Source organism: Pseudomonas sp. B6002 (assembly GCF_013385985.1).
Lineage (GTDB): Bacteria > Pseudomonadota > Gammaproteobacteria > Pseudomonadales > Pseudomonadaceae > Aquipseudomonas.
In genome coordinates, this window is record NZ_JACAOY010000022.1 from 42,701 (window position 1) to 63,540 (window position 20,840).

16 protein-coding genes are annotated in these 20,840 nt (G+C 62.0%); 11 read left to right on the forward strand and 5 right to left on the reverse strand.

Annotated features, from left to right (window positions below; translation table 11 throughout):
• Positions 1 to 36: 36 nt before the first annotated feature.
• The 4 genes from HX792_RS23710 to tpx form a co-directional block, all read right to left on the reverse strand.
• On the reverse strand, positions 37 to 3,144 hold the full coding sequence (locus tag HX792_RS23710) for an efflux RND transporter permease subunit (protein WP_176998371.1): 3,108 nt from the start codon (positions 3,142 to 3,144) through the stop codon (positions 37 to 39).
• Positions 3,141 to 6,242, reverse strand: coding sequence for an MdtB/MuxB family multidrug efflux RND transporter permease subunit (locus HX792_RS23715; protein ID WP_176998372.1), 3,102 nt, complete (start codon positions 6,240 to 6,242; stop codon positions 3,141 to 3,143). The genes HX792_RS23710 and HX792_RS23715 overlap by 4 nt, the downstream gene beginning before the upstream one ends.
• A complete protein-coding gene (locus HX792_RS23720; protein WP_176998373.1) occupies positions 6,239 to 7,543 on the reverse strand; it encodes an MdtA/MuxA family multidrug efflux RND transporter periplasmic adaptor subunit in 1,305 nt (434 codons plus the stop codon). The genes HX792_RS23715 and HX792_RS23720 overlap by 4 nt, the downstream gene beginning before the upstream one ends.
• 231 nt (positions 7,544 to 7,774) lie before the next feature.
• Complete coding sequence (gene tpx / locus HX792_RS23725) at positions 7,775 to 8,275, reverse strand: thiol peroxidase (RefSeq protein WP_176998374.1); 501 nt, start codon at positions 8,273 to 8,275, stop codon at positions 7,775 to 7,777.
• A gap of 157 nt (positions 8,276 to 8,432) precedes the next feature.
• Here tpx and HX792_RS23730 point away from each other — a divergent pair, with 157 nt between their 5' ends.
• The 11 genes from HX792_RS23730 to HX792_RS23780 all read left to right on the forward strand — a co-directional run bounded on the left by HX792_RS23730 (position 8,433) and on the right by HX792_RS23780 (position 20,456).
• On the forward strand, positions 8,433 to 9,722 hold the full coding sequence (locus HX792_RS23730; protein WP_176998375.1) for a glycosyltransferase family 4 protein: 1,290 nt from the start codon (positions 8,433 to 8,435) through the stop codon (positions 9,720 to 9,722).
• A 72-nt stretch (positions 9,723 to 9,794) separates the two neighbouring features.
• Positions 9,795 to 10,700: an AraC family transcriptional regulator gene (locus HX792_RS23735; RefSeq protein WP_176998376.1), complete on the forward strand. Its 906-nt coding sequence runs from the start codon at positions 9,795 to 9,797 to the stop codon at positions 10,698 to 10,700.
• 301 nt (positions 10,701 to 11,001) lie between these two features.
• Complete coding sequence (locus HX792_RS23740) at positions 11,002 to 12,324, forward strand: sugar ABC transporter substrate-binding protein (RefSeq protein ID WP_176998377.1); 1,323 nt, start codon at positions 11,002 to 11,004, stop codon at positions 12,322 to 12,324.
• Between the two features lie 181 nt (positions 12,325 to 12,505).
• Positions 12,506 to 13,396, forward strand: a complete 891-nt coding sequence (locus HX792_RS23745; protein ID WP_176998378.1) for a carbohydrate ABC transporter permease — start codon at positions 12,506 to 12,508, stop codon at positions 13,394 to 13,396.
• Between the two features lie 10 nt (positions 13,397 to 13,406).
• Entirely contained in the window at positions 13,407 to 14,237 is an 831-nt protein-coding gene (locus tag HX792_RS23750; protein WP_016968929.1) for a carbohydrate ABC transporter permease, read from the forward strand.
• Positions 14,238 to 14,378: 141 nt separating this feature from the next.
• Complete coding sequence (locus HX792_RS23755; protein WP_176998379.1) at positions 14,379 to 15,482, forward strand: ABC transporter ATP-binding protein; 1,104 nt, start codon at positions 14,379 to 14,381, stop codon at positions 15,480 to 15,482.
• 16 nt (positions 15,483 to 15,498) lie between these two features.
• Entirely contained in the window at positions 15,499 to 16,980 is a 1,482-nt protein-coding gene (locus tag HX792_RS23760; protein WP_176998380.1) for a mannitol dehydrogenase family protein, read from the forward strand.
• Positions 16,981 to 17,114: 134 nt separating this feature from the next.
• Complete coding sequence (gene xylB, locus HX792_RS23765; RefSeq protein ID WP_176998381.1) at positions 17,115 to 18,596, forward strand: xylulokinase; 1,482 nt, start codon at positions 17,115 to 17,117, stop codon at positions 18,594 to 18,596.
• A 12-nt stretch (positions 18,597 to 18,608) separates the two neighbouring features.
• The gene (locus HX792_RS23770; protein WP_176998382.1) at positions 18,609 to 19,547 is read left to right on the forward strand and encodes a carbohydrate kinase; all 939 of its coding nucleotides are present in this window, start codon (positions 18,609 to 18,611) and stop codon (positions 19,545 to 19,547) included.
• A gap of 159 nt (positions 19,548 to 19,706) precedes the next feature.
• Positions 19,707 to 19,979, forward strand: a complete 273-nt coding sequence (locus HX792_RS23775) for a DUF2790 domain-containing protein (protein WP_176998383.1) — start codon at positions 19,707 to 19,709, stop codon at positions 19,977 to 19,979.
• Positions 19,980 to 20,057: 78 nt separating this feature from the next.
• Positions 20,058 to 20,456 (forward strand): hypothetical protein, encoded by a 399-nt coding sequence (locus HX792_RS23780; RefSeq protein ID WP_176998384.1) that lies wholly within the window; start codon positions 20,058 to 20,060, stop codon positions 20,454 to 20,456.
• Here HX792_RS23780 and HX792_RS23785 read toward each other — a convergent pair.
• Positions 20,453 to 20,722 carry a DUF1652 domain-containing protein gene (locus tag HX792_RS23785; RefSeq protein ID WP_176998385.1) on the reverse strand — a complete coding sequence of 90 codons (270 nt, stop codon included), beginning with the start codon at positions 20,720 to 20,722 and terminating at the stop codon, positions 20,453 to 20,455. The two genes, HX792_RS23780 and HX792_RS23785, sit on opposite strands and share 4 nt — an antisense overlap.
• Between the last annotated feature and the right edge of the window lie 118 nt (positions 20,723 to 20,840).

Here is a 20,840-nt window from a genome sequence, read left to right on the forward strand (position 1 = left end):
CGATCCGGTGCAGTGCATTGGCAGGTGTTGAATCGGTCATAGCGCAGTGTCCAAGGCAGCATCGGTCCGCACGCCGCGCCAGGCATTGAAGCGATGGCGTGCGCGGTCTAGATAGAGGTAAACCACCGGGGTGGTGTAAAGGGTAAGGATCTGGCTGAACACCAGGCCGCCGATAATGGTCAGGCCCAGGGGCTGGCGCATTTCGGCGCCGTCGCCAGCACCCAGTAGCAATGGCAAGGCGCCGAGGATCGCCGCCAGGGTGGTCATCAGGATCGGCCGCAGGCGCAGCAGACAGGCACTGCGGATCGACTCCAACGGGCTCATGCCATCGTGGCGCTCCAGTTGCAGCGCCAGGTCGATCATCAGGATCGCGTTTTTCTTCACCACGCCGATCAGCAGGAACAAGCCCAACAGCGAGATCAGGCTGAACTCGCCGCCCAACAGGTAGATGGACAGCAGCGCCCCCACCCCCGCCGACGGCAAGGTGGACAGGATGGTCAACGGATGAATGTAGCTTTCGTACAGGATGCCCAGCACCAGGTACACCGCCACCAGCGCGCCGAGGATCATGAACGGCTGGCCCTTCTGGGTCGCCGCAAACGCATCGGCGGTGCCGGCCATCTTGGCGATCACGTCTTCCGGCAAGCCGACCTTGGCCACCGCCCGTTCGATGGCGGCCATGCCCTGCTCCACCGTCACGCCGGGCGCCATATCGAAGGCAATGTTCTGCGAAGCGAACTGGCCCTCATGGCGCACGGTGTCATCGGCCAGGCTGTTTTCGTAATGGGCGATGGTCGACAGCGGAATCCGCGCGCCCGTGGAGGTGATGACCTGCACCTGGTTGAGGGTGATCGGGTCCTTGGCATAAAGCGGGTTGACCTCCATCACCACCTGGTACTGGTTGAGGCTGTCGTAGATGGTCGAGATCTGCCGTTGGCTGTAGGCGTTGTTCAGCACCGAGGTGACCATGGCCATGTCCACCCCGAGGCGCTTGGCCTGGTCGCGGTCCACGATCAGCGTGACCTGCGCTGCGCCGCGTCCTTCACGGGCGTCGATGGCGGTCAGCTCAGGCAACGTATGGAACGCGGCCACCACCTTCGGGTACCACTCGCGCAGCGCCGCCAGGTCACCGCTCTGCAGGATGTAGGAATACTGCGCGCTGCTCTGGTCACGGCTGCCACCAAACTGCAGGTCCTGGTCGGCCATCAGGAACAACCGCCCGCCCGGCACCAGTGGCACGTCCTTGCGCAGGCGCTCGATCACTGCCTGGGCGGAAATCTTGCGCTCGCTGATGGGCTTGAGGCGCACCAGCATCACCGCGTTATTGGTGCCGTTGTTGCCACCAATGAAGCCGGCCACGCTGAGCACCGCCGGGTCCTTGAGCACGGCCTGGCGAAAGGTTTCCATCTTCGGCTGCATCACGCCGAACGACAGGCCGTCGTCACCGCGCACAAAACCGATCAACTGCCCGGTGTCCTGCTGCGGCATGAACGTCTTCGGCACCACCACATACAGGGCGACGTTGACGCCAATGGTCAGCAACAGACTGAACAAGGTCAGGCGCCGGTGGCGCAGCACCCAGTCAAGGCTGGTGGCATAACCGGCCACCATACGGTCGTTGACCTTCTGGCTCCAGCGTTGCAGGCCGGTCATCTGGCCTTTGATATGCGGCTTGAGCCAGCGTGCGCAGAGCATCGGCGTCAGCGTCAGCGACACCACCAGCGACACGATGATCGCCGCCGACAGCGTGATGGAAAACTCGCGGAACAGGTTGGTGACAATCCCGCCCATGAACAGGATCGACAGGAACACCGCCACCAGCGACACGTTCATCGACAGCAAGGTAAACCCGACTTCCTGGGCGCCCAGGTACGCCGCCTTCATCGGCGGCACGCCTTCGTCGATGTGCCGGGAAATGTTCTCCAGCACTACGATGGCGTCATCCACCACCAGGCCGGTGGCCAGGATCAGCGCCATCAGCGAGAAGTTATTCAACGAGAAGCCAAACAGGTACATCACCGCAAAAGTGCCCACCAGCGACACCGGCACCGCCAGGGTCGGAATCAGCGAAGCGCGGAAGTTGCCCAGGAACAAGTACACCACCAGGATCACCAGCGCCACGGCAATCAGCAGGGTCATCTCGGCTTCATGCAAGGTCGCGGTGATCACCGGCGAGCGGTCCATGGCCAGGCTCAGCTTGACGCTGCTCGGCAGCACCGCCTGCAAGGCCGGCAATTGCGCCTTGATCTGCCGCACGGTCTCGATGATGTTGGCGCCGGACTGGCGGTTGATCACCAGCAGCACCGCCGCATCATTGTTGAAGAAGCCGCTGTTGTAGCGGTCTTCCACGCCGTCGCTGATCTTGGCCACATCCCCCAGGCGCAAGGCGGCGCCGTTCTGGTAGCGAATCAGCAGCGGCTCGTAGTCCTTGGCTTTTTCCAGTTGGTCGTTGGCCTGGATCTGCCAGTTGCGCTCGCTGTCTTCCAGGGAACCTTTAGGCCGGCGCTGGTTGGCGTTGGCGATGGTATTGCGCACGTCGTCGAGGGCCACGCCGTATTGGTCGAGGGCCTTGGGCTGCAACTCGATGCGCACGGCGGGCAACGAACTGCCGCCGATCTGCACTTCGCCCACGCCCGGCACCTGGGACAAGCTTTGGGACAGGATGGTCGAGGCCAGGTCGTACAGCTCGCCCTTGGGCAACACGTCCGAGGTCAGCGACAGCACCATGATCGGCGCCTGGGACGGGTTGATCTTCTTGTAGGTGGGCATGCTGCGCATGCCGCTGGGCAACAGGTTGCGCGATGCGTTGATCGCCGCCTGCACTTCCCGCGCCGCGCCGTTGATGTCCCGGTCGGAGTCGAACGCCAGGATCACCCGCGTGGAGCCCTGGCTCGACGAGCTGCTCATGGTGGTGATGCCGGCAATCGAGCCGAAGGAGCGCTCCAGCGGCGTGGCCACGGTGGACGCCATCACCTCGGGGCTGGCCCCGGGCAAGCTGGCCGACACCACGATCACCGGGAAGTCGATCTGCGGCAACGGCGAGACCGGCAACAAGTTGAAGCTCACGCCGCCCAGCAACATGATCGCCAGGCTCAGCAGCATAGTGGCTACCGGCCGGCGAATGAAAGGTCCGGACAGGTTCATGACTCAACCGGCTCCAGGCTTTGCGGCTCTTTGCGCCAGCGCCGGCCCAGACGATCGAAGTACAGGTAGATCACCGGCGTGGTGAACAGGGTCAGTACCTGGCTGACCAGCAGGCCGCCAACCATCACCAGGCCCAGGGGCTGGCGCAACTCCGCGCCGGAACCGGTGGCCAGCATCAACGGCACCGCGCCGAACAAGGCCGCCAGCGTGGTCATCAGGATCGGCCGGAAGCGCAACAGCGCCGCCTGGTAGATCGCGGTCTGCGGGTCCAGGCCCTGGTTGCGTTCAGCGTCGAGGGCGAAGTCGATCATCATGATCGCGTTCTTCTTCACGATACCGATCAGCAAGATGATGCCGATGATCGCGATCATGCCCAGGTCATTGCCGCTGAGCAGCAACGCCAACAGCGCCCCCACGGCGGCCGACGGCAAGGTCGAGAGAATGGTGATCGGGTGGATATAACTCTCGTAGAGCACGCCGAGCACGATGTACATGGTGACCACTGCCGCCAGGATCAGCAGCAAGGTGCTCGACAACGAGGCTTCGAACGCCTGGGCTGCGCCCTGGAACTGGGTCTGCACGCCCACCGGCATGCCGATGTCCTTCTGGGTCTGGTTGATCAGCTCCACGCCCTTGCCCAGCGCCACGCCGGGGGCCAGGTTGAACGACATCATCACTGCCGGGAACTGGCCGATATGCGCGACGGCCAACTGTGCCTGGCGCTGTTCCACATGAGCCAGGCTGGACAGGCGCACCTGGCCGCCGTCGGTGGTTTTCACATGGATCTGGTTCAGCGCGGCCGGGCCGAGGGTTTCGCCGGACTGGGCCTGCAACACCACTCGGTACTGGCTGGCCTGGGTGTAAATCGTAGAAATCTGCCGCTGGCCGAAAGCGTCGTACAGCGCATCGGTGATGGTCGACACACTCACGCCCAGCCGCGAGGCGGCGTCGCGGTCGATCACCAGGAACACTTGCAGGCCCTTGTCCTGCAGGTCGCTGGCCACATCGGTGAGTTCCGGCAATTGGCTCAGGGCATGCACCAGCTTGTCGCTCCACAGCGCCAGCAGGTCGGCGTCAGGCGAGGACATGCTGAACTGGTACTGGGTACGGCTGACGCGGTCTTCGATGGTCAGGTCCTGCACCGGCTGCATGAACAGGCGGATGCCCACCAGCTTGTCGATTTCCGGCTGCAGGCGCGTGATCACCTGGGCGGCGCTCAAGTCGCGCTGGCCGTGGGGCTTGAGGTTGATCAGCAGGCGACCGCTGTTGAGGGTGGCGTTATCACCGTCCACACCAATGTAAGAAGACAGGCTTTCCACGGCCGGGTCGGCCAGGATGATCTTGGCCAGCTCCTGCTGGCGCTGGCTCATGGCCGCAAACGAGATCGACTGCGGTGCCTCGGAAATGCCCTGGATGACGCCGGTGTCCTGCACCGGGAAGAAGCCCTTGGGCACCACCAGGTACAGGAACACGGTGAGGCCCAGGGTGGCGATGGCCACCAGCAGGGTCAGCGGCTGGTGCTTGAGCACCCACTGCAATTTGCGCCCGTAGGCTTCGATCAGCCAATCGATCCACGCGCCGCTGGCCTTGTAGAAACGCCCCTGCTCTTCTTCCTTGGGCTCACGCTTGAGCAAGCGCGCGCACATCATCGGTGTAAGTGTCAGGGACACCACCAGGGAAATAAGGATGGCGACTGCCAGGGTGATGGCAAATTCGCGGAACAGGCGCCCGACCACATCGGCCATGAACAGCAACGGGATCAATACGGCGATCAGCGACAAGGTCAGGGACACCAGGGTAAAACCGATCTGCTTGGCGCCCTTGAGGGCCGCGGCCAGCGGCGTCTCGCCTTCCTCGATGTAGCGGGAGATGTTCTCCAGCATCACGATGGCGTCGTCCACCACGAACCCGGTGGCGATGGTCAGGGCCATCAGCGTCAGGTTGTTGATGGAGAACCCCGCCAGGTACATCACGCCAAAGGTGCCCACCAGCGACAACGGCACGGCGATGGACGGAATGATCGTGGCGCTGAAACGGCGCAGGAACAGGAACGTCACCATCACCACCAGGGCAATGGCGATCAGCAATTCGTGTTGTACATCGGTGACCGAGGCGCGGATGGTCTGGGTGCGGTCGGTGAGCACCGTCACGTCAAGGCCTGCGGGCAGGTTGTCGGTGATGCTCGGCAGCAACGCCTTGATGCGGTCCACCACTTCAATCACGTTGGCACCCGGCTGGCGCTGGATATTGAGCAGCACGGCCTGGTTTTCATTGGCCCAGGCGGCGAGGCGTTCGTTCTCGGCGCCATCGACGATCTGTGCCACGTCCTTCAGACGCAACGGCGCACCGTTGTTGTAGGCCAGGATCAGCTCGGCGTACTGCTGGGGCGAGACCAACTGATCGTTGGCATCGAGCATCGACACGCGAGTGGGGCCGTCAAAGTTGCCCTTGGGCTGGTTGACGTTGGACGCGGCGATCAGGGTACGCACATCCGACAGGTTCAAGCCATTGGCCGCCAGGGCCTCCGGGTTGACCTTGATGCGCACGGCCTGGCGCTGGCCACCGGCGATGCTGACCATGCCGACACCGCTGATCTGTGCAATTTTTTGCGCCATGCGCGTGTCGACCAGGTCATTGAGCTTGGGCAACAGCATGGTCTTGGAAGTAATCGCCAGGGTCAGCACCGGCGTATCGGCCGGGTTGACCTTGTTGTACACCGGTGGCGCGGGCAAGTCCTTGGGCAGCAGGTTGGTGGCGGCGTTGATCGCGGCCTGTACCTGTTGCTCGGCGACATCCATGTTGATGTCGAGGTTGAAACGCAGGGTCAGCACCGAAGCGCCGCCCGAGCTGGTGGACGCCATCTGCGTCAGCCCGGGCATTTGCCCGAACTGGCGTTCGAGGGGCGCGGTGACCGCGCTGGTCATCACGTCCGGGCTGGCGCCAGGGTACAAAGTCATCACTCGGATCGTCGGGTAATCCACCTGGGGCAGAGCCGACACCGGCAGCAAGCGGTACGCGATGATGCCGGCCAGGACAATGGCCAGCATGCTCAGCGTGGTAGCAACCGGGCGAAGGATAAACAGCCGCGACAGGTTCATGAACCGACCTTTTGCGCCTTGCCGGCGCTGGCGCCGGTCTCCCCTTTCGCCGCAGGCTTGCCTTGCAGGTGTTCGGTCGGGGTGGTCGGCACTTCGCTGCTGTCATTGACCACTTCGATCTCGCTGCCGTCCTTCAAGCGGTCGGTGCCTTCCAGCACCACACGGTCGCCCGCCGCCAGGCCTTCCTTGATCACGGTGTTGTCGCCATCGCTGTCGCCGATCACCAGGGGCTGAACCTTGACCTTCTTGTCGCCATCGAGCTTGTAGACAAAGGTGCCGTTGTTGCCGAACTGGATAGCCGCAGACGGTGCCAGCACCGCGTTGTGCAGGGTGTCGGCAAGCAAATGCACGTTGACGAACTGGTTGGGGAACAGCGCCTGGTCCTTGTTATCGAAGCGGCCCTTGAACTTCAGGGTGCCGGTGGTCACGTCGATCTGGTTGTCGAGGCTTTGCAGCACGCCGGTTGCCTGTTGTTTCAAGTCGCCTCGGTCCCAGGCTTCGACGGGCAGTTTGTTGCCGGCGTGGTAGCGGGTGAGCACGGTGTCCAGGGTGTTTTCCGGCAGGGTGAAGACCACGCTGATGGGCTGGGTCTGGGTGATCACGGCGAGGAAGGTGGTGTCATTGGCCGCCACCAGGTTGCCCACATCGACTTGACGCAGGCCGACACGGCCGCTGATCGGCGCACGGATCTTGGTGAATTCGAGGTTGAGCTTGGCGTCGTCCACCGCGCCCTGGTTGGTCTTGACCGTGCCCTGGTATTGCAGGACCAGCGCTTCGGCGGTGTCCAGCGTCTGTTTGGCGATGCTGTCCTGGGCATACAGGTCGCGGTAACGCTGCACGTCGACCTGGGCGTTCTTCAGCTGCGCCTGGTTCTGCAATAGCGTGCCCTGGGCCTGGAGCAAGGCGTTCTGGTAGCTGCGCGGGTCGATTTCCGCCAGCAGGTCACCGGCCTTGACCATCTGCCCTTCTTCAAAGGCGATCTTCACCAGTTCGCCACCCACCCGGCTGCGCACATTGATGGTGTTGAGCGCCGTCACCGTGCCCAACGCCTTGTAGTACACCGGGAAGTCACCCAATACCGCCGGCGCCACGCGCACCGGGATCGGGCCGGTAGAACCGCCGAAGCCCGGGCGCATCATCCCCGACTTGCCGGCGCGCTCGGCCGGCTTTTTGGCGGCGGCGTCCTTGTGGCTGGCGGGCCAGAATTTCCAGCACAGGCCGGCGATGACCAGCAGCACGAGCAGGCCGAACAGCCAGCGGCGGGAATTGCGGGGGGAGGATTGCATGGAATGATCAACCATTGGGCGCGAGAGCTTCTTCTTTGGGAGGCTGAAAGATAAGCACTGGTGCGCATTAAGAAAAGCGCCTTTACCGGCTATTTACCTTGGACTTACAACTTTTAACTTCTGACCTTAGTCCATTCGCTAATGGGCTAAGCGTTTGAGCGACAAATAAAAACGGCCTGGACTAGGCCAGGCCGCAATCATGCAGCACGCGTGTTACTGCAAAACGACAGTAATGCGCAGAAACAGTTACTTCAAAACAGCCAGGGCTGCTTCGTAGTTCGGCTCTTGGCCGATTTCAGCAACTAGCTCGCTGTGCAACACCTTGTCATTTTCATCCAGCACGACCACAGCACGAGCGGTCAGGCCCTTGAGTGCGCCTTCAGCGATGGCCACACCGTAGTCGACGGCGAAGGCAGCGCTGCGGAAGTCCGACAGGTTCTTAACGTTTTCCAGGCCTTCAGCACCGCAGAAGCGCGCCTGGGCGAATGGCAGGTCGGTGGAGATGCACAGCACAACGGCGTTGTTCAGGTCGTTGGCCTGGGCGTTGAACTTGCGAACCGACGTAGCGCAGGTCGGCGTGTCGACGCTTGGGAAGATATTCAGCACTTTGCGCTTGCCGGCAAAGGTGGCCAGGGTTGCGTCCGACAGGTCGCCGGCGGTCAGGGTGAAGTCCGGCGCCTGGGAACCGATTTGCGGCAGATCGCCTTCAACCTGGATCGGGTTGCCACGGTGGGTGACTTGAGCCATGAACAGAATCCTTATGCTGGGTTTAATGAAACGAATTCGAGAGGCCGAAGTTAACCACAAACTACGGTGGCTACCTATCGCTGCGCACAAATTCTCATGCCGGTGGTTGTGGTTTAATTGCGTGCTTTTCCCCTGCCCTTCAAGGAATGCGTTGTTGATGAATCCACCTGCCACCAAAGTCCTGGTCATTGGTTACGTCTGGCCGGAACCGCGTTCCTCGGCGGCAGGCGGGCACATGATGCAAATCCTTGAGAGTTTTCTGACGCAAGGCTGGGACATCACCTTCAGCAGCCCCGCCACTGTCGGCGAACACAAGGCTGACCTGCCCGCACTGGGCATCCGCGAATGCGCGATTGAACTCAATAGCAGCAGCTTCGACGACTTTATCCGCGAACTGGCCCCGGATATCGTGCTGTTCGACCGTTTCATGATGGAAGAGCAGTTCGGCTGGCGCGTGGAGAAATGCTGCCCCAACGCCTTGCGCGTACTGGAAACTTCCGACCTGCAGAGCCTGCGCGACGCACGTCACCAACGCCAGAAGAACCACCTGAAAGCCGATCCGGACAGCGACGACTTCACCGCACTGTTCGCACCCGCGCTGGAAGAAGAGTTCCAGTTGATGGCCGACACTGACCTGGCCAAGCGCGAAATCGCGGCGATTTACCGCTGTGATATCAGCCTGATGATCTCTGACGTGGAGATCCGCCTGCTCACCGAGCAGTTCAAAGTGCCCGCCGCCCTGCTCCATTGGTGCCCACTGATGCTGCAGCCGCCGACCGAGGCGTTCGCGCCATTCGAGGACCGCGCGCACTTTCTCAGCATCGGCAACTTCCGTCATGCGCCGAACTGGGACGCGGTGCTGTGGATGAAGAACAGCCTGTGGCCGCTGATCCGCCAGCAACTGCCGGGCGCCCAGCTGCATGTCTACGGCGCGTACACGCCGCCCAAGGCCACGGCGCTGCACAACCCGGCGCAGGGCTTTCATGTGATGAACTGGGCCGAAGACGCGTTGCAGGTGATGACCGCCGCACGTCTCTGCCTGGCGCCGCTGCGCTTTGGCGCCGGCATCAAGGGCAAGCTGGTGGACGCGATGCTCTGCGGCACGCCGAGTGTCACCACGCCGATCGGTGCCGAAGCCATGGGCGACGGCCAACCGTGGCCGGGTGTGATCGAACAGAGCGCCTCGGCCCTGGCAGCGGCGGCCGTGGCGCTGTATCAAGACCGCGCACGCTGGACCGAGGCCCAGGAAAACGGGCGCCGGTTGCTGGCTCGCCGTTATGACCAAAACATGCATGGCCCGGCGCTGGTGGCGTGCCTGGAACACTGTCGCCGCAACCTGGCAGCCCATCGCCGGGACAACTTCACCGGCAGCATGCTGCGCCACCATGCGCATAAAAGTACGCAGTACATGTCCCAATGGATCGAAGCGAAAAACCGCGTCGTGTAAACACCAGCGCTGGCGAGGTCGCGCACGAGGGGGCATTATCCTACGCAGCAACCACAATAAAGCGACGGCAGCATGACCCGAGCAGCGCGTATCACCGACCCTTCCTACGAGCTGATGGACGACCACAACGGACTGTCCATCATCTATCGCCAGCACGGTTTCCCCTGCCCGCTGGTGCGCTGGCATTTCCACAAGGAATACGAGCTGCACCTGATTGTCGCCAGTTCCGGCAAAGTGTTCATCGGCGACTATATCGGCAACTTCTACCCGGAAAGCCTGTTCCTCACCGGCCCCAACCTGCCCCACAACTGGATCAGCCAGGTGGAGGAAGACGAGGTGGTGCCCAAGCGCGACATGCTGGTGAACTTCACGGATGAGCTGTTTGAAAGCGGCAGCCAGATCTTCGCTGAACTCAAGACCCTGGCACCGTTGTTGGAGCGCGCCCAATATGGCATCGAGTTTCGCTGCAAAAAAACCATCGCCCAGGCCATGACCTTGATGCAACGCATCGAAGACGCCCAGGGCATGGCGCGCCTGGGGCACTTTTTTATCCTGCTGGAGGTGCTCAGCGCCTGCGAGGACTACCAGTTGCTGTCCGGGGTGAACACGCCGCAACTGGCCGACGAACACAGCATCGACCGCACCAACCGCGCGGTGGACTACATCTTTGCCCACTATGCGCGCGAGTTGCCCCTGGAGGAAGTGGCGGATTACCTGGGTATGAAGCCGACGTATTTCTCACGGGTGTTTAAACAGGCTACGGGGCGCACGTTTATCGAGTTCGTCAACCGGCTGCGCATCAGCAAGTCATGCGAGTTGTTGGCCGATGGCGACAAGGCGGTGACGGATGTGTGCTTTGAGTCGGGTTTCAACAATATTTCCAACTTCAACCGGCGCTTCCAACAGCTCAAGGGCATGACCCCTTCCCACTACCGCCGCCTGGCGGTGCAGCGGTTGACTGAGCAGAACCTGGCCTGAATCGCTTTCTGTGGGCGCCGGCTGGCTGGCGATGCAGGTACCTCGGCGTGTCGGGGGCACCGTGTCGTTGCCATCGCCGGCAAGCCGGCTCCTACAGGGGGGCGGGGTCTGCTTGGGTCAATCGTTTCAGCCTATCACGACGCAAGTGCAAAAAAGTATCAGTGCCAGTGCGCCCAAGGATTTGTCACATCGCCATTTCAAGGCTGTAATCAACCGCACACTCTTCCTGGCTCGTTGCAGGAAGACACAACAACAATAACTGTCCTTCTGTAGCCCCCTGGGCGCAGAAATGGAGTGCGCGATGAAGTTCACAGCAAAAGCTCTGCTTGCCTCTACCTGCATGATGACCTGCATGACCCTCAGCGCCATCAGCTTTGGCGCGCAGACCCTGACCATTGCCACCGTCAACAACAGCGACATGATCCGCATGCAAAAGCTCTCGAAAACCTTCGAGACCGAGCATCCGGAGATCAAGCTGAATTGGGTGGTGCTCGAAGAAAACGTGCTGCGCCAGCGCTTGACCACTGACATCGCCACCCAGGGCGGACAGTTCGACGTGTTGACCATCGGCATGTACGAAGCTGCACTCTGGGGCGCCAAGGGTTGGCTGGAGCCAATGAAAGACCTGCCGGCGTCCTACGACCTCGACGATGTTTTCCCTTCTGTGCGTGACGGTTTGTCTGTCAAAGGCTCGCTGTACGCCCTGCCGTTCTACGCCGAAAGCTCGATTACCTATTACCGCACCGACCTGTTCAAGGACGCCGGGCTGACCATGCCCGAGCACCCGACCTGGACCCAGATCGGCGAATTCGCGGAAAAACTCACCGACAAGACCAAAGAACAGTACGGCCTGTGCCTGCGCGGCAAAGCCGGCTGGGGTGAGAACATGGCGCTCATCACCACCTTGGCCAACGGCTACGGTGCGCGTTGGTTCGACGAAAAATGGCAACCGGAATTCAATGGCCCCGAGTGGAAGAACGCGCTGACCTTCTACGTCGACAATATGAAAAAATCCGGCCCGCCGGGCGCTTCCAGCAACGGTTTCAACGAGAACCTGGCTCTGTTCAACAGCGGCAAGTGCGCGATCTGGGTCGACGCCAGTGTTGCCGGCTCGTTCGTGACCGACAAGACCCAGAGCAAAGTGGCCGACCACGTCGGCTTTACCTTTGCCCCTCACGAGAAAACCGACAAGGGCACCTCGTGGCTGTACTCCTGGAGCCTGGCGATTCCGACCAGTTCCAAGGCCAAGGACGCCGCCAAGGTGTTCACCAGCTGGGCGACCTCCAAGGAATACAGCCAGCTCGTGGCCAAGACGGACGGCATCGCCAATGTACCGCCAGGCACGCGCAAATCGACCTACAGCGACGAATACATGAAGGCCGCGCCGTTTGCCAAAGTGACCCTGGAATCGCTGAAAGTCGCGGACCCGACCAAACCGACCCTCAAGCCGGTGCCGTACATCGGTATCCAGTTGGTGACCATTCCTGAGTTCCAGGCCATTGGCACCCAGGTCGGCAAGTTCTTCTCCGGCGCCTTGACCGGTCAGCAAACGGTGGACCAGGCCCTGACTGCCGCGCAGACCACCACCGAGCGCGAGATGAAGCGCGCCGGTTATCCCAAATAGGCCTGACTCACCCTTGTAAATGTGGGAACCCCATCAATGTGGGAGCCGGGCTTGCCCGCGATAGCGGTCTGTCAGTTGATGAATGTGTGTGCTGACACACCGCTATCGCAGGCAAGCCAGCTCCCACATTGGATCGCGCTCCGACGCTGGCCCTGCCTGTAATCGACTGGTTTTGATCACCATGAATACACCACCCAAAAACCGCCTGGCCAACCCCGGCTGGTTCCTTGTCAGCCCCTCGGTGGCCTTGCTGCTACTGTGGATGATCGTGCCGCTGGGCATGACCCTGTACTTCTCCTTGATCCGCTACAACCTGCTCTACCCCGGTGAAAACCAATTCGTGGGGCTGGAGAACTTCACCTACTTCATCACCGATTCGGGCTTCTTGCCCGGCGCCACCAATACCTTGCTGCTGGTGGGCAGTGTGCTGTTGATCAGCGTGGTGTTTGGCGTGTTGATCAGTGCGTTGCTGGAGGCCAGTGAGTTCTTCGGTCGCGGCCTGGTACGGGTGTTGCTGATTTCGCCGTTCTTCATCATGCCCACCGTCGGTGCGCTGATCTGGAAGAACCTGATTTTCCACCCGGTGTCGGGGATTCTCGCCGCCGTGTGGAAGCTGTTCGGTGCCGAGCCGGTGGACTGGCTCGCGCACTACCCGCTGCTGTCGATCATCATCATTGTGTCGTGGCAATGGCTGCCCTTCGCCATCCTGCTGCTGATGACTGCCATGCAGTCCCTCGACCAGGAGCAAAAGGAAGCCGCACGCCTGGACGGGGCCGGCGCCATCGCGATCTTCTGGCACCTCACCCTGCCCCACCTGGCCCGTCCGATTGCCGTGGTGGTGATGATCGAAACGATCTTCCTGCTCTCGGTGTTTGCCGAAATCTTCACCACCACCAACGGCGGCCCGGGCTACGCCTCGACCAACCTGGCGTACCTCATCTACAACCAGGCGCTGGTGCAGTTCGACGTGGGCATGGCCTCGGCCGGCGGCTTGATTGCCGTGGTCATCGCCAATATCGCGGCGATCATCCTGGTGCGGATGATCGGCAAAAACCTGACTGACAAGCCTTGAGGGCCGCGCCATGACGCTTCAACAATCCCGCCGCCTGCAAAGCCTGCTGCTCGGCACCCTGGCCTGGGCCATCGCGATCCTGATTTTCTTCCCGATCTTCTGGATGGTGCTGACCAGCTTCAAGACCGAAATCGACGCGTTCGCCACACCGCCGCAGTTCATCTTCACGCCGACGCTGGAGAACTACCTGCACATCAACGAGCGCAGCAACTACTTCGCCTACGCCTGGAACTCGGTGGTGATCTCGTTCAGCGCCACCGCCCTGTGCCTGCTGATCTCGGTGCCGGCCGCCTACTCCATGGCGTTCTACGAAACCCAGCGCACCAAGGGCACGCTGCTGTGGATGCTCTCCACCAAGATGCTGCCGCCGGTGGGCGTGCTGATGCCGATCTACCTGCTGGCCAAGAGCTTTGGCCTGCTGGATACGCGGATCGCGCTGATCATCATCTACACGCTGATCAACCTGCCGATCGTGGTGTGGATGGTTTACACCTACTTCAAGGACATCCCCAAGGACATCCTCGAGGCTGCCCGCCTGGACGGCGCCACCCTGTGGCAAGAAATGGTCCGCGTGCTGCTGCCGATTGCCAAGGGTGGCCTGGCGTCCACGGTGCTGCTGTCGTTGATCCTGTGCTGGAACGAGGCGTTCTGGTCGCTGAACCTCACCTCGTCCAACGCCGCGCCACTGACCGCGCTGATTGCCTCCTACTCCAGCCCCGAAGGGTTGTTCTGGGCCAAATTGTCTGCCGTCTCGACCCTGGCCTGCGCGCCGATCCTGATTTTTGGCTGGATCAGCCAGAAACAGCTGGTGCGCGGTTTGTCCTTCGGCGCCGTGAAATAACCCACATACCCTGTAGGAGCCGGCTTGCCGGCGATAAGGCCCTTGAGCCTTGTGGCGGCCATGAAGCCGCCATCGCCGGCAAGCCGGCTCCTACGAAGAGCGTGTGCGGTTTTAACGAATAACTACAAGCGGAGGCCCATCATGGCCAACCTGAAAATCAAGAATCTGCAAAAAGGCTTCGAAGGTTTCTCCATCATCAAGGGCATCGACCTTGAGGTGAACGACAAAGAATTCGTGGTGTTCGTCGGCCCGTCGGGCTGCGGCAAGTCCACCCTGCTGCGCCTGATCGCCGGCCTGGAAGAAGTCAGCGAAGGCACCATCGAGCTGGACGGTCGCGACATCACCGAAGTGACCCCGGCCAAGCGTGACCTGGCGATGGTGTTCCAGACCTACGCGCTGTACCCGCACATGAGCGTGCGCAAGAACATGTCGTTTGCCCTGGACCTGGCCGGCGTCGACAAGAAGCTGGTCGAGAGCAAAGTCAGTGAAGCCGCGCGCATCCTCGAGCTGGGCCCGTTGCTGGAGCGCAAGCCCAAGCAGCTCTCCGGCGGCCAGCGTCAGCGTGTGGCCATCGGCCGGGCGATTGTGCGCAACCCGAAGATCTTCCTGTTCGACGAGCCGCTGTCCAACCTCGATGCCGCCCTGCGCGTGCAGATGCGCCTGGAACTGGCGCGCCTGCATAAAGAACTGCAAGCGACCATGATCTACGTGACCCACGACCAGGTCGAAGCCATGACCCTGGCCGACAAGGTAGTGGTGCTCAACAGCGGCCGCATCGAGCAGGTCGGCTCTCCGCTGGAGCTGTACCATCAGCCGGCCAATCTGTTTGTGGCGGGCTTTCTTGGCACGCCGAAAATGGGCTTCCTCAAAGGCAAGGTCACCCGCGTCGACGGCCAGGGCTGCGAGGTGCAACTGGACGCCGGCACCCTGATCAACCTGCCCCAAAGCGGCGCTACGCTGAGCGTCGGCAGCGCCGTGACCCTGGGCATTCGCCCGGAACACCTGGAAATCGCCACGCCGGGCCAGACCAGCCTGACCGTCACCGCCGACGTCGGCGAGCGCCTGGGCAGCGACACCTTCTGCCACGTGGTCACCGCCAACGGCGAGCCGCTGACCATGCGCATTCGTGGCGACATGGCCAGCCAATACGGCGAGACGCTGCACCTGCACCTGGACCCGGCGCACTGCCATCTGTTCGACACCGAAGGCAAAGCCGTGGCCCGCCCACTGCGCGCTGCCGCCTGATTTTGCGAGAGTTGCCATGAAACTGAATAAACATAACCTCACCCAGTTGGCGCCGCAGGTGAAAATCCCGGCGTATGCCATTGCCAGCACCACCCAGGGCATCGCCCACATTGGCGTCGGCGGTTTCCACCGTGCGCACCAGGCCTATTACACCGACGCGCTGATGAACACCGGCGTGGGCCTGGACTGGAGCATCTGCGGCGTCGGCCTGCGTGCCGAGGACCGCAAGGCCCGCGACGACCTGGCCGGCCAGGACTACCTGTTCACCCTGTATGAACTGGGCGATACCGACGACACCGAAGTGCGCGTGATCGGCGCCATCAGCGACATGTTGCTGGCCGAAGACGGTGCCCAAGCGTTGATCGACAAACTGGCCGACCCGGCGATTCGCATCGTCTCGCTGACCATCACCGAAGGCGGCTACTGCATCGACGACAGCAACGGCGAGTTCATGGCCCACTTGCCACAGATCCAGCACGATTTGGCGCACCCGACTGCACCCAAGACCGTGTTCGGTTTCATCTGCGCCGCCCTCACTCAACGGCGCGCCGCCGGCACCCCGGCGTTTACTGTGATGTCTTGCGATAACCTGCCGCACAACGGCGCCGTCACGCGCAAGGCACTGCTGGCGTTCGCCGCACTGCACAACGCCGAGCTGCACGACTGGATCAAAGCCAATGTGAGCTTCCCCAATGCAATGGTCGACCGCATCACGCCGATGACCAGCACCGCGCACCGTCTGCAATTGCACGACGAGCACGGTATCGACGATGCCTGGCCGGTGGTCTGCGAGCCTTTTGTGCAGTGGGTGCTGGAAGACAAATTCGTTAACGGCCGCCCGGCCTGGGAAAAGGTCGGCGTGCAGTTCACCGACGACGTGACGCCCTACGAAGAGATGAAGATCGGCCTGCTCAACGGAAGCCACCTGGCCCTCACTTACCTGGGCTTTCTCAAAGGCTACCGGTTTGTCCACGAAACCATGAATGACCCGGTGTTCGTGGCCTACATGCGTGCGTACATGGACCTGGACGTCACACCGAACCTGGCGCCGGTGCCGGGCATCGACCTGACCGAATATAAGCAGACACTGGTGGACCGCTTCTCCAACCAGGCGATTGCCGACCAGTTGGAACGCGTCTGTTCCGATGGCTCGTCGAAGTTTCCCAAGTTCACCGTGCCGACCATCAACCGCCTGATTGCCGACGGGCGCGAGACCGACCGCGCGGCGCTGGTGGTGGCGGCCTGGGCGTTGTACCTGAAGGGTGTGGATGAGAATGGCGTGAGCTACAAGATCCCGGATCCCCGTGCGCAGTTTTGCCAAGAGCTGGTGAGTGACGATGCGCTGATCAGCAAGCGCCTGCTGGGGGTGGAGGAGATTTTCGGCACGGCTATTCCCAACTCGCCTGCGTTTGTGGCAGCGTTCGAGCGGTATTTTGCGAGCCTGCGCGACCACGGCGTGACCGCCACCCTGCAAACCCTCCTGAAGCAACCCGCTTAAACCTGTAGGAGCCGGCTTGCCGGCGATAGCGGTCTGTCAGTCACTTCTTGGCTGGCTGAACCACCGCCATCGCCGGCAAGCCGGCTCCTGCAGGGAGCGTATTTCACTCCGACAATACTGCTGAGCAGACCACCATGACCCAGCAAAACCTGTTTCTCGGCATCGACTGCGGCACCCAGGGCACCAAGGCCATCGTCCTCGACGCCAGCAGCGGCAAGGTGCTGGGCCTGGGCGCGGCTGCGCACAGCCTGATCAGCGGCGCCAATGGCCGTCGCGAGCAGCACACCCAGGAATGGTTGGACGCCTTTACCGAAGCCACCCACCGTGCCTTGCAGCAGGCTGGCGTGGACGGCCAGGACGTTCTTGGCATCGGCGTTTCCGGTCAGCAACATGGCCTGGTGCTGCTGGATGACAGTGGCCAGGTTCTGCGTCCGGCCAAGCTGTGGTGCGACACTGAAACCGCGCCCGAAAACGACCGCCTGCTCGAATACCTGGGCGGTGAAAGCGGTTCGCTGGAGCGCCTCGGCGTGGCGATTGCGCCGGGCTACACCGTCTCCAAGTTGCTGTGGACCCGCGAGCAGCACCCGGATATTTTCGCGCGCATCGCGCATATCCTGCTGCCCCATGACTACCTCAACTACTGGCTCACCGGCCGTGCCGTGGCGGAATATGGCGATGCATCGGGCACCGGGTATTTCAACGTGCGCAACCGCCAGTGGGACGTGGACCTGCTCAAGCACATCGACCCCAGCGGGCGCCTTGAAGCCGCGCTGCCCACCTTGGTCGAGGCCGATCAACGCGTCGGCACGATCCTGCCGGCAATCGCCGAACGCCTGGGCATCAACCCCAACGCCATCGTCGCCAGTGGCGGCGGTGACAACATGATGGGCGCCATCGGTACCGGCAATATCGCGCCGGGCGTGATCACCATGAGCCTCGGCTCATCGGGCACCGTGTATGCGTTCGCCGACCAGCCGAATGTAAGCCCGCAGGCCTCGGTCGCCACGTTCTGCTCATCCAGCGGTGGCTGGCTGCCGCTGATCTGCACCATGAACCTGACCAACGCCACCGGGGTGATCCGCGAGCTGTTCGACCTCGACCTGGTCGCGTTCAACACGCTGGTGGAACAGGCCCCCATCGGCGCCGATGGCGTGAGCATGCTGCCGTTCCTCAACGGTGAACGGGTGCCCGCCCTGCCCCACGCCACCGGCAGCCTGCATGGCCTGACCATGAGCAACCTGACGCGCGCCAACCTGTGCCGCGCCGTGATCGAGGGCGCCACCTTCGGCCTGCGCTACGGCCTCGACCTGCTGCGCCAGACCGGCCTGCAAAGCCAGAGTATCCGCTTGATCGGGGGCGGTTCGAAGAGCCCGGTGTGGCGGCAGATGGTTGCCGATATCATGAACACCGAAGTGATCTGTACAGAACAAAGCGAAGCCGCCGCCCTGGGCGCGGCGATCCAGGCGGCGTGGTGCCAGTCCGGCGAAACCCTGGCCAGCCTGTGCGACAAATGCGTGAGCGTCGACCCGGCCAGCCGTACCCTGCCGGTGGCGGCCAGTGTCAGCGCCTATCAACAGGCGTACGAACGCTATCAACAACTCGTGGCAACCCTTTAAGAGCGAACGACTATGTATCTGGTGTGTGGTGAAGCGCTGTTCGATTTCTTCAGCGAGGAAGATGCCAGCGGGCAGGCTTCCAAGGTCAACTACAAGGCCATTGCCGGGGGCTCGCCGTTCAACGTGGCCGTGGGTTTGCGCCGCCTGGGCATCGAAGCCGGGCTGTTTGGCGGCGTGTCCACCGACTTCCTCGGCCGCCGCCTGTTGCAGGTGCTCAGGGACGAAGGCGTCAGCGAGCAGTTCCTGGTGGAGTTCGCCGCACCAACCACCCTGTCGATGGTGGCCGTGGGCGCCAACGGCTCACCGCAGTACAACTTCCGTGGTGAAGGCTGTGCCGACCGGCTGCTGGAAGTCACCCATCTGCCCGAGTTGGGCGCAGACATCCGTGGCCTGCACATTGGCTCGTTCTCCCTGGTCGTGCAGCCGATTGGCGACACGCTGCTGAACCTGGTCAAGCGTGAAAGCGGCAAGCGCTTGATCAGCCTCGACCCCAACGTGCGCCTCAACCCGCAACCGGATATCCAGTTGTGGCGTGACCGTGTGGCCGAACTGGTCAAGCATGCCGACCTGATCAAGGTCAGCGACGAAGACCTGCACTTGCTCTACCCCGATCAGTCGCCGGAAAGCGTGCTGCAAGGCTGGCTGCAACACCGCTGCCAGTTGGTGTTCCTCACCCGGGGTGGCGAAGGGGCCAGCGTGTTCAGCCGCCAGCACGGCCATTGGTCGCAACCGGCCGTAGAGGTGGTGATGGCCGATACGGTCGGCGCCGGCGATACCTTCCAGGCCGCGCTGATTGCCTGGTTGACCGAGCAGGATCTGGATTCGGTCGAGGGCCTGCAACAGCTCACCCGCGCGCAGATCGACGCCATGCTCGGCTTCGCGATCCGCGCCGCCGCCCTCACCTGTGGCAAGACCGGGCCGGACCTGCCGTATCGCCAGCAGTTGGGCTGAACACGCGTTCATGAAGGTTTTGTCAGTTAGCGCATCATTAATCGAAGGTTAATCCCCCAGGTCGACAGTGAACTTGACCGCACTCACCGCCCCCGGGGGCCCGTGCGGCCGCCGGCCCGTCGTGTTGATGGGCCTGCGAACGACTTGCGGAGAACCCTCATGAAACTGCGTACTTTACTGTTCACCGGCACCTTGGCCCTGGCCGCGCTCTCAGGCGTCGCCCAGGCTGACACTGCCCAGCAAACGGATGCCAAACCCGTGCCCTATCAATACGGCATGCCCTTGAACATCGACAAAGTGATTGCCATGCACGAAACCGACACCAATGTGTGCAAAGTCATCAACGCCGACATCAAGTTCGTCGATAAAGCCGGCAAAATCGAAGATGTGGGCTACCGCAAGATGTCGGAAGCCTGCGACTTCCAGAACTGAGCCGTTGAAACAGACAAGGCAGGCCCGCGCATAAACGAGTAGTCTTGCGGGCTTGTCACCAGGCTGAAAGGATTCGCCATGTCACTGAGCTTCCGCGCCCTCGCTACGTTTACCGCCCTGCTGTGCTTTGCCCTCGCGTTGGTCTGGGGCCTGCGTCCCGACCTGCTGCTGTGGTTGTGGAGCGTCGAGTATTCCAGCGCGACCGGGCTGGTCTCACGCCGCAACGCCGCGCTGTTCCTGGCGATCGGCATCATGTTCTACCGCGCTCGCCATGCACCGCCCTCTGACACACGAAGCGCCCTGACCACCGGCTTTATCACCGGTTGCCTGGTATTGGCTGTGCTGGGGTTCAGTGAATGGATCAATGGCAATGCAGGGCCAGGCATCCTGCTGGCAGTGGCAACAGAAACCGTACTGGGCCTGGCGTTTATCCAGGCCCACAGGTCGTCGGTGATTCAACCTCAGACGTCGGCCTAGTAGTAGCCGCGTCCTCCCACTCTTTGCAGGGCGGGTGCATGGGTGTGCTTGAGGTCTTCGCGCAACCCGGTGATCAGGTTGCAAATGGCTCGACTGCTGTCGAGCTTGTCGGCGTTGATGCCTTTGACTTCCAGATCCACTCGGTCACGGTCGCGGTCGTCATAGACCTTGATCGTCAGCGAGGCATCTTCGGCTTTGGTGCACTCGCACCGTTTAGGCAGGAAACTTCCTTCAATAATGCTGCGAAGTTCTAATTCCGAAAGCATGGCCAACCTCTCCTTTTATGAGACTGCCAATCAGTTTTTATGAACGCTCAAGTTGCTGGCAGGTGCGTGCCTGCCACGTCTTGCCAACCCTGGAAGACGCTTTCAATCACCAGCCTAC

What these genes read in the sequence shown, in the direction of transcription:
- HX792_RS23710 (WP_176998371.1), bottom strand. Translation starts at nt 3,144, where the DNA reads ATGAACCTGTCCGGACCTTTCATTCGCCGGCCGGTAGCCACTATGCTG.
- HX792_RS23715 (WP_176998372.1), bottom strand. Translation starts at nt 6,242, where the DNA reads ATGAACCTGTCGCGGCTGTTTATCCTTCGCCCGGTTGCTACCACGCTG.
- HX792_RS23720 (WP_176998373.1), bottom strand. Translation starts at nt 7,543, where the DNA reads ATGGTTGATCATTCCATGCAATCCTCCCCCCGCAATTCCCGCCGCTGG.
- tpx (WP_176998374.1), bottom strand. Translation starts at nt 8,275, where the DNA reads ATGGCTCAAGTCACCCACCGTGGCAACCCGATCCAGGTTGAAGGCGAT.
- HX792_RS23730 (WP_176998375.1), top strand. Translation starts at nt 8,433, where the DNA reads ATGAATCCACCTGCCACCAAAGTCCTGGTCATTGGTTACGTCTGGCCG.
- HX792_RS23735 (WP_176998376.1), top strand. Translation starts at nt 9,795, where the DNA reads ATGACCCGAGCAGCGCGTATCACCGACCCTTCCTACGAGCTGATGGAC.
- HX792_RS23740 (WP_176998377.1), top strand. Translation starts at nt 11,002, where the DNA reads ATGAAGTTCACAGCAAAAGCTCTGCTTGCCTCTACCTGCATGATGACC.
- HX792_RS23745 (WP_176998378.1), top strand. Translation starts at nt 12,506, where the DNA reads ATGAATACACCACCCAAAAACCGCCTGGCCAACCCCGGCTGGTTCCTT.
- HX792_RS23750 (WP_016968929.1), top strand. Translation starts at nt 13,407, where the DNA reads ATGACGCTTCAACAATCCCGCCGCCTGCAAAGCCTGCTGCTCGGCACC.
- HX792_RS23755 (WP_176998379.1), top strand. Translation starts at nt 14,379, where the DNA reads ATGGCCAACCTGAAAATCAAGAATCTGCAAAAAGGCTTCGAAGGTTTC.
- HX792_RS23760 (WP_176998380.1), top strand. Translation starts at nt 15,499, where the DNA reads ATGAAACTGAATAAACATAACCTCACCCAGTTGGCGCCGCAGGTGAAA.
- xylB (WP_176998381.1), top strand. Translation starts at nt 17,115, where the DNA reads ATGACCCAGCAAAACCTGTTTCTCGGCATCGACTGCGGCACCCAGGGC.
- HX792_RS23770 (WP_176998382.1), top strand. Translation starts at nt 18,609, where the DNA reads ATGTATCTGGTGTGTGGTGAAGCGCTGTTCGATTTCTTCAGCGAGGAA.
- HX792_RS23775 (WP_176998383.1), top strand. Translation starts at nt 19,707, where the DNA reads ATGAAACTGCGTACTTTACTGTTCACCGGCACCTTGGCCCTGGCCGCG.
- HX792_RS23780 (WP_176998384.1), top strand. Translation starts at nt 20,058, where the DNA reads ATGTCACTGAGCTTCCGCGCCCTCGCTACGTTTACCGCCCTGCTGTGC.
- HX792_RS23785 (WP_176998385.1), bottom strand. Translation starts at nt 20,722, where the DNA reads ATGCTTTCGGAATTAGAACTTCGCAGCATTATTGAAGGAAGTTTCCTG.